The organism is Aggregatilinea sp. (genome assembly GCF_036822615.1).
Classification (GTDB): Bacteria; Chloroflexota; Anaerolineae; order Aggregatilineales; family Aggregatilineaceae; genus Aggregatilinea.
In genome coordinates this window covers 1-8,306 of record NZ_DAISHJ010000172.1, presented here as the reverse complement: position 1 = coordinate 8,306, position 8,306 = coordinate 1, and the positions used below count along the sequence as shown (strand labels likewise).

At 65.5% G+C, this 8,306-nt stretch carries 6 protein-coding genes; all 6 read left to right on the top strand.

From position 1 onward, the window contains the following. Positions 1-364, top strand: a 364-nt coding sequence (locus tag V7116_RS24540; protein WP_324394634.1) for an NUDIX domain-containing protein, incomplete at its 5' end; no start/stop codon positions are given. Positions 365-460: 96 nt separating this feature from the next. Next, the gene (locus V7116_RS24535; protein WP_324394633.1) at positions 461-1,984 is read left to right on the top strand and encodes a trypsin-like peptidase domain-containing protein; all 1,524 of its coding nucleotides are present in this window, start codon (positions 461-463) and stop codon (positions 1,982-1,984) included. 196 nt (positions 1,985-2,180) lie between these two features. Beyond that, complete coding sequence (locus tag V7116_RS24530) at positions 2,181-4,649, top strand: M23 family metallopeptidase (RefSeq protein ID WP_324394632.1); 2,469 nt, start codon at positions 2,181-2,183, stop codon at positions 4,647-4,649. A gap of 5 nt (positions 4,650-4,654) precedes the next feature. Then, positions 4,655-5,770, top strand: a complete 1,116-nt coding sequence (locus tag V7116_RS24525; protein WP_324394631.1) for a hypothetical protein — start codon at positions 4,655-4,657, stop codon at positions 5,768-5,770. A 76-nt stretch (positions 5,771-5,846) separates the two neighbouring features. Beyond that, a complete protein-coding gene (locus V7116_RS24520) occupies positions 5,847-7,112 on the top strand; it encodes a hypothetical protein (RefSeq protein ID WP_324394630.1) in 1,266 nt (421 codons plus the stop codon). A gap of 187 nt (positions 7,113-7,299) precedes the next feature. Further along, positions 7,300-8,115, top strand: a complete 816-nt coding sequence (mutM, locus tag V7116_RS24515) for a bifunctional DNA-formamidopyrimidine glycosylase/DNA-(apurinic or apyrimidinic site) lyase (protein ID WP_324394629.1) — start codon at positions 7,300-7,302, stop codon at positions 8,113-8,115. The last annotated feature ends 191 nt before the right edge of the window (positions 8,116-8,306 follow it).

Here is an 8,306-nt window from a genome sequence, read left to right as displayed (position 1 = left end):
GGAAGGCATCGACGCGCAAGGACAGCCGGATCCGCCGCATCGCGCCGCGCTGCGCGAGGTGCTGGAGGAGGGCGGCGTCACGGCGGAGGTGACGGGCCTGCTCGGCATCCAGGCGCACGCGGGGCCGGGCGGCGAGCCGCGTCTGTATACGCTGTTCCTCTGCCGCGCGCTGGCGGGCGATCCCACGCCCGATGGCCGCGAGACGGACACCGCCGCTTATTTCTCCCTGGCCGAGCTGGACGCGCTGCACGAGCCGGTCGATCCGTTCTGCGATTGGCTGGCGCGGCGTGTGCTGCGCGGCGAGCACCGCGTCATTCCGCCCCAGCCTGACACCCCCTATGCGCCTCACGCCGCGTTTTTGTAGTCCCCATCGAGCCGCCTGTTATGTCAGAATCATAAGCGATGGTATAGTGAAAGCATCTCGACTGGACGGCGGGGGACTGGCATAGGAGTGAATGCAATGCGGCGGCTAAGTCGATGGATAGGGGTAATCGCGCTGGCGGTGCTGTGGTTGGCAGCCGCGACGACCGTCCGGGCGGCGGTAGCTCCGGGCGGGCGGATCGCGCTGCGCCAGGACGATGGGGACTGGCGCTGTGTCGAGATTAACGGCGAGACGGAACTGAACGTGCGCAGCGGCCCCGGCCTGAGCTACAGCGTGCTGGTGATGCTGTCGCCCGGCGAACAGGCGCAGGCCGATTACAGCCGTTCGACCGAAGAAGGCATGTACACCTGGGTCCCGCTCCGGCTGACGGACAGCGAGGGCTGGGCGATCACGGCGCGGATCACCCCCTGTGTGACCAATTATGCGACCGGCACCGGCACGGACAGCGGCTCGACAGGGGAAGTCGTGCTGGACAACGTGAACCAGGACGGCGTGCTCGACCGCTACGAGATCGCAGAGATCTCGCGCAGCGTGGTGCTGCTGGCGAACATTCAGAGCGGCTGGATCGAAGGGACTGGCACGGGCACTATCATCACGCCCGACGGCCTGATCATCACCAACGCGCACGTCATCGAAGGCGCGGACGAAGTGGGGATCGCGCTGCTGGACGACATCAACGAAGTGCCCGTCTACCGCTATTATGGCGACGTGATCGGCTACGACGAGGATACCGACGTCGCGCTGATCGCCATCCACACCGACACCGACGGCGAGCCTGTGCGCGCCGCCGATCTCAACCTGCCATACATGCCGACCACGCTCTCGCCGCACGACGTCTTCCGGGGCGACTCGATCTATATTTTCGGCTATCCCGGCATCGGTGACGATTACCTCGTGGTGACCACCGGCACGATCGTATCGGTCGAAAACGGCGATCTCAACGGGGAGCGCCTGCCGGTCTGGTATCGCACGGACGCCGAGATCGCGCCGGGCAACAGCGGCGGGCTGGTGGTCGATACCAACGGCGAGTTCGTAGGCATCCCGACTTTCGTACGCTCCGAAACGGAAACCGGCGGGCGGCTGGGCGGCATCCGCCCGGCGGAAGTGGCGCTGGCGGTGGCGCTGGACGAGGCCGATCTGTCGACGGCCTTTAACCCGGTCCCCACGCCGGACGCGACCCCGACGCCCTCCAACGACCCGATCCAGGTGCACGTCAGCAGCGTGGCCGTGGAACACGGCGCGGTGCAGCAGGGGCAGCCGGGCATGCAGATCGACGTTGCCTTTACGCTCGATCGTTGGCCGGGGCAGGACGCGATGCTGTCCGTCCGGTTCTATCACGACGTGATCCCGCAGGAGCCGCTGGTCAATCTGGCCGCGCCGCCCGATTTCCGTGACGACGCGGGCGTTGTGGGCACGAGCGTACCGCTGACGTGCTGCACGGTGCCCTATGACTATGCCGCGCAGGTGTTCGTGCCCTATCAGGCGCTCGGCCTGACGGCGCCGGGCGGCTACCCGCTCAAGCTGGAACTCACGCTGGCGAGCACGGATCAAAGCTGGGCGCGCGATCTGAGCTGGGAGTACATCGTTTATTCCGTGCCCTGATCGCCGCGAAGGGGCGATCGGGCCGCTGCAGCTGCTGCGGGAACAGTCCGCTGGGCCGGAAACTATCGGGATTGTAATCCTGCGTCTGGTTGATTCTGGCTTACTTTCTTGTCGCCCTCCGGTTTCCCTGTCGATAATCGGGGGATATACTAGCGGCTGCACAGAGACCTGAAGGAAACCGAAGGAGGACGCCGGCATGCCTGCTCCCAGGCGGACCCATACTTTACGCATTGCGATCCTTGCCTTCTGGGTGCTGCTGTTGTTCCTGGCAGTTGGCCCGGTGTTTGCTCAAGACGGGACCACGGATCTCGCACCGTCCGGCCTGGATGAGCTGGCTGCGCGCCTCGCGCCGCTGCTGGTGGGCGCGGCGCTGATCGAGCGCACGCTCGAATTTGTGTTCAACTGGGTCGAGCGCGCGGTGCTCGATTGCAGCCACTACCTGCACTCCTTCGCGTCACGCGTGACGGGGCTGGTGACCGTCGATCTGCGTAAGGCGTGGGGCGAATGGAACGACCTGACCAGCGCCCTGATCAACCAGAATCGCACGGCGGAAGCTGCCGTAGCGGGCGACCCCGACAGCGCCGATCCGAAGGAGTGGCCGCTGTCGCTGCTCGAAGCGCGCCTGATCACGGCCCGCGAGCACTTGGAGGCGGGGCAGGCTGCGCTCGAAAAGGCGATGGATTCCCCCATCTATACGGCGCGCAAGCGCATCGCGGCCAACATGCTGAGCATGGGCTTCGGCATCTTTCTGGCGACGGTTGCCGGGCTGCGCCTGTTCGAGCCGCTGGGCATCAACGTGCCGGGCTGGTTCGACGGTCCGTTCGACATCGTGGATCTGGTGCTGGCCGGGCTGCTGATGGGCCTGGGAACCGAGTGGGTTCACCAAGTGATTGGCCTGCTGATTCAGGGCAAGGGGTTGTTGGGCCGGGCCGGAACCGGCACGAACCTCGACGCGGCGCAGGTGCGCGATCTGGCCGCGCTTACCGTCGAAGATGAATTCAACGCACGCCTGGACGCGATGCTGCCCGATTTTCTGCGCGGCGTCGTGACGGCGCACGCCTCCTCGACGGACGATAGCGGTACGAATAAATCCGCTTCGCCGCTGGCGAGCCGCGTATTGGGCGCGCTTCCGGCGACGACTGCTGCCGCGACAGCGGATAATACGTCGCTGCCGGGGCGCAGCGGCACGGTCGAGAGCGCCGGGACGGATGGCGCGGAAGACGCGCTGCCGCTGGCGGATAGTGACGAAGACGAGGAAGACGAAACGCCGGTGACGCCGGTCCAGACCACCTTCGCGAACGCGGTGCAGTCGGTGACGGCGGCGGCGCAGGCGATTGCGTCCGGCAGCGCGGCGCAGAGCGCGCAGACCTCCGCGCGCAGTACGACGCCTGCGGTGGTCTCGCTGCGCGATACGATGGTGACCGTGCGGCGCGGTGGGGCGGTGGCCCGCCGCGAGCCGTCGTCCGACAGCCAGAAGTTAGGCGATCTGCGCGGCGGCGAGCATCGTTGGGCGCGGGCGCTGTCGTGGGGCGAGTATACGTGGCTGCAAATCCCCTGGGATGCGCCGGACGTGCCGTCCGCCTGGATTCCCGCCGAGCTGACCGACTTTCCGCGCTCGACCGGGTACACGCAGGCCGTGCGCGCGTGGTACGAATCCGAGGCGGTGCTGGACTTCCGGCGCGGGCTGCTGCGCGACCTGCTGCGGGTGCGCGGCACGGCCTCCGATCAGGTCAGCCGCCTGAGCGGCGACGGGCTGCTCCAACTTGAGCAGTCGCTGGCCGGGCAGACGATGATCCCCGAATATGGCAATTTCTGGCGGCTTCAGGACCAGATCGGGCTGCCCGACGCGTTCGATCTGCTGCCGGTGCATACTTCGCCGCCCGCGCTGATCGACGCGTTCGATTTTGTCGGCTTCGGGCCAAACAGCTTCGCGTTCAAAAACTGGGAGCTGTATTACGAGGACGCGCGCGGCCTGCATACGGGCGTGGACTACGTCGTGCCCGAAGGCTCGCCGCTGATCGCCGTCTGCGACGGCATGATCGAAAGCGCCCCCGCGCCCGATCTGCCCGACGAGCCGCTGGTGCTGCGGCCCTATCTGCCGGTGCGCTACCGCAACGACGACGGGTCGCGCCAGCTTTCCAACGTGGTCGTGATTTACGAGCACCTGATGGGCGATCCCACCAGCCAGATCGTGGCCCCCGGCGACGAAGTGATCGCCGGGCAGATCATCGGCACGTCCGGCTGGCCCGTTTATTCGCTGGGCGAGCGCACGGTGGTTCAGCGCAATAACCCGCACCTGCACGTCGAGGTGCATCTGGTGACGGACGGCGAAGACTCGTTCGGCATGCGCTACCCGCTCAACCCGCTGCTGCTGTGGACGCCGCGCCTGATCGCGCTGCAAGCCCGGCTGGCCTCGCACGGCGACGGCGCGCCCTATCCGACGGCGGGGCATCCCTTCGGACGGCTCGGATTCTTCAGCGTGGGCATGTTTGATACCGATTCCAGCCTGCCGGTGTTCTGGTCCTACGAGCCGGCTGCCAACCAGCCGTGGCCTTCCGGGGTGTACAGCCTGGAAGCGACGGTGGACTGGCTGAAGGGGTTCGAGCCGTACGCCCCGGCGCAGCATCAGGCTCCGGCAGTACTTACCGGCGAGGTGGACAGCTAACGCGTATGGTCACCCCACCGCCCAACTTGATGCAGGGCATCTATCTGGCCCAGACCGGGCACAAGGTCGAGGCGCTGGCCTATTTACGGCACGCCGCGCGTACCGAGAGCATCGGTACGGAGGGCTGGCTGTGGCTCGCCGCCGCGACGGACGACCTGGAAGAATACCGTTACTGCGTGCAGATGGCGCTCCAACTGGACCCCATCCATGCGGTTGCGCTGCGCATGCGGGACGAGCTGGCGCGGCGCGGTATCCCGGTCGAGCCGCTTCCCGGCAACGGGACCGGACGCCTGGATCACGCGGTGGGGGATCTGCCGCGCGGCAGCACGCAGCGCCGCCGGATCGTTCTGGCCGTGATCGTGCTGCTGCTGGTGGCGGCGTTCATCGTGGCGGCGTATGTCATCACCGTGACGGATATTTTGGAAGACGCGGTAGACGAGGTGGATCAGGCGCTTTCCGGCAGCGAGACGACGCTGAGCATCGGCAGCGCGCCGGGCTTCCGCTTCAGCGTGGATCTGCCGGAATCGTGGCTGGCCGCCGATGAAGACAGTGCGGACTGGCAGGCCGCCCGTGCCGCGCTAGAAGAAGCGAACGGTGGAGACGTGTGGGGGCGGGTGGACGAATCGTTCAGCGCCGTCACGCGCGATCCGGTGTATGGCGGGGTGCAGCCCCCGGCGCGGCTGGTGAACACCGACCAGGAGGCGCTGGCTCGTGAGGGGGTCGTGGCGACCCTGGCGCTGCACGCGATCAAGCCCCTGCCGGAAGTCGAAGCGGGTGAGGAGCCGACCGTCTGTAATCGCATGGTGGCGCTTCAGCACGACCTGGAGGGTGGTCTGGCGTCCGGTGAATCGCAGCAGACGCTTGCTTCGGGCGTGATCGAGCGCGATCTGCCCGACGACTGTGTGTTTTTCATGCAAACGCGTACGAACCCGGCGGGGGGTCAAGACGTGTTCCTGGTGGGGCCGGAGCCAGATACGGTCCGGTCCGTGGCGGTGGCGGTCCCGGTCGGGGCGGGGCGTTACGCGCTGTGGTGGATGACCTTTGCCGATGAGGCATCATCCGGCTATCAGGACACGCTCGATCAAGTGTTAGACTCACTCAAGTACATCCCTGAATCATAAAAAAATCCATTAACGCACAGCCTTAAAGCATTGACGAACGCTTGCATAGACTGCCTGGAAGGCACAGGAGCAGATCATGAAAAGCGCCATCAGACTCTTGCCGCTTTTGTGCGTATACATCCTGGTCGTGGTACTGGCGGCTCCTAATGGCCTGGCGGCGGGCGATGACGAGGCCCGTTACGTCCAGTATGCCGAAAATCTCAGCCATGGGTTTTATTCGCCAGAGGGGCGCAGCGACCTGTGGTTTGGCCCCGGCTATCCTCTCGTGCTGGTGCCGTTTACAATGGCCGGGCTGCCGTGGATCGCGGCACGGCTGTTGAACGCCGTGTTCCTCTATGCGGCGGCGGTCGTTTTTTACGCGACGCTGCGGCTGTACATGCAGGAGCGGCACGCGCTGATCGGCGCGTATGCGTTCGGGCTTTATCTGCCCTCCTGGTATCTCGTCTACCGGCTCTATTCCGAGCCGCTGGCGCTGCTGCTGCTGGTCTTGATGATCTATTTTTTCTGCCGCGTGTTCCGCCCGGGGCAGCTTCGCCCGGCGGCGTATGTGGTGCTGGCGGGCCTCTGCCTTGCCGCGCTGGCGCTGACCAAGGTGTTCTTCGGCTTTGTGATCCTGGCCGGGGTCGTGGTTTGCGGCTTGTTGTTCGCTGCGACGCGCCAGCCCGTGTTCAGAACCGTGGTGGTAATGTCCGCCGTGGCGCTGGCCGCCTGCGCGCCGTACCTGATTTACACCTATCGCCTGACGCATCAGGTGTACTACTGGGGCAATTCGGGCGGGCTGAGCCTGTACTGGATGTCTAGCCCCTATCCCGACGATCTGGGCGACTGGCACTCGAAGACCGATTTTAACTCGGACGAGTACACCGACGACGGCCACACCCTGACGGTCAATCACAGCGCGTTTTTCAGCCGGGTCAACTCGATGACGGATCTCGATCGGGACGCGGCGTTCAAGCGGCAGGCGATCCGCAACATTCGGGAACACCCGGTGAAGTTCCTCAAAAACTGGGCAGCGAATGTGGGCCGCCTGCTGTTCAACTATCCCTATTCGTACACGCAGCAAAAGCTCTCGACCTACGCCTACATTCTGCCCAACCTGATCCTGCTGGCGGCGGTGATCATCAGTCTCTATCCCACATGGCGCGCGCGGGCGCGCATCCCCCACGAAATCCTGCTGCTGCTGGGCTTCGACCTGCTGGTGTTTGGCGGATCGTCGGTGCTCAGCGCCTATAACCGCCAGTTCCTGCCGGTCGTGCCGGTCATCGTGCTGTGGATCGCGTTCGTGTGGACGAATCTGGCGCGGATCGAGCTGCGCCCGGTTGCCGCTGCGGCGGACCAGTAGGCAGTAAGAACTATCCACAACGTCGCGGCGATGCCTTAAACTGTTGATGTAGTATTGAGACAGGCTGTTGACGCCTGCCTGCCAATTATGCCTGCTGCACGTTGGCGGCGCGTCAGAAATCTCCGCGTGGGGAGCCAGACAGGGTACACTACGGCTATCGTTGGGATAGCCAAGCGGTGTTTGTGAGATGCCTGAACTTCCTGAAGTTGAAACCGTCGTGCGCGGCGTGCGCGATGCTCTGGTGGGCCGTACCATCACCGGCGTGAGCCTCGACTGGCCTGCGGGCCTCGCTACGCCCGATTCGACGTTGTTTGTGGCCCGCATCGCCGGGCAGACCGTGCAGCGCGTGGACCGGCGCGGCAAGTACATCGTGATCTCGCTCGATCCCGATACGCTGATCATTCACCTGAAAATGACCGGGCGGCTCTACGTCGTGCCCGACGCCGAAGAACAGTACGCGGATCGCTGGGTGCATTTCACCTTCCAGCTCGACAACGCCCACCAGCTCCGGTTTTCCGACTCGCGCAAGTTCGGGCGTGTGTATCTGGTCGAAGATCCGGCGGAAGTCACCGGGGCGCTGGGGCCGGAGCCGCTGAGCGACTCGTTCACGCTGGAGACGTTCCGCGCGCGGCTGGCCGGGCGGTCGGGCGCGCTGAAGCCGCTGCTGCTCAACCAGACGTTCCTGGCCGGGATGGGCAACATTTACGTGGACGAGGCGCTGTTCGCCAGCGGCTTGCACCCGCTGCGCCGCGCGGATTCGCTGGGCGAGGACGACGTCGCCCGCCTGTACGCCGCGATCCGGCACGTGCTGGACGAAGGCGTCCGGCGCGAGGGCGCGAGCGTGAACTGGTATCGTAAGCCGGATGGCACGAAAGGCTCGGCGCAGAACGGCCTGAACGTCTACGGCCAGACGGGGCGACCCTGCCCGCGCTGCGGCACGCCTGTGATCAAAACCGTGGTGGGGCAGCGCGGAACGCACCTGTGTCCCACTTGCCAAAAATAGGTGGGCAGCGATACTGGACGTGTGCCGCGTGGCGCGGTATAGCTGCCTGTGAGGGGGAGGACGAGCAATGCCCGAGTCATCTGGATTGCCCGAATTTTTTCAACAAGTGAGCGGGCTGCTCGCGTTTACGTGCGCGGCGGGACTGCTGTGGGTGCTGCTGATGGCCGTGATCGTGCAGCGCGGCGCGGAAC

What these genes read in the sequence shown, in the direction of transcription:
- V7116_RS24520 (WP_324394630.1), top strand. Translation starts at nt 5,847, where the DNA reads ATGAAAAGCGCCATCAGACTCTTGCCGCTTTTGTGCGTATACATCCTG.
- V7116_RS24530 (WP_324394632.1), top strand. Translation starts at nt 2,181, where the DNA reads ATGCCTGCTCCCAGGCGGACCCATACTTTACGCATTGCGATCCTTGCC.
- V7116_RS24535 (WP_324394633.1), top strand. Translation starts at nt 461, where the DNA reads ATGCGGCGGCTAAGTCGATGGATAGGGGTAATCGCGCTGGCGGTGCTG.
- mutM (WP_324394629.1), top strand. Translation starts at nt 7,300, where the DNA reads ATGCCTGAACTTCCTGAAGTTGAAACCGTCGTGCGCGGCGTGCGCGAT.
- V7116_RS24525 (WP_324394631.1), top strand. Translation starts at nt 4,655, where the DNA reads ATGGTCACCCCACCGCCCAACTTGATGCAGGGCATCTATCTGGCCCAG.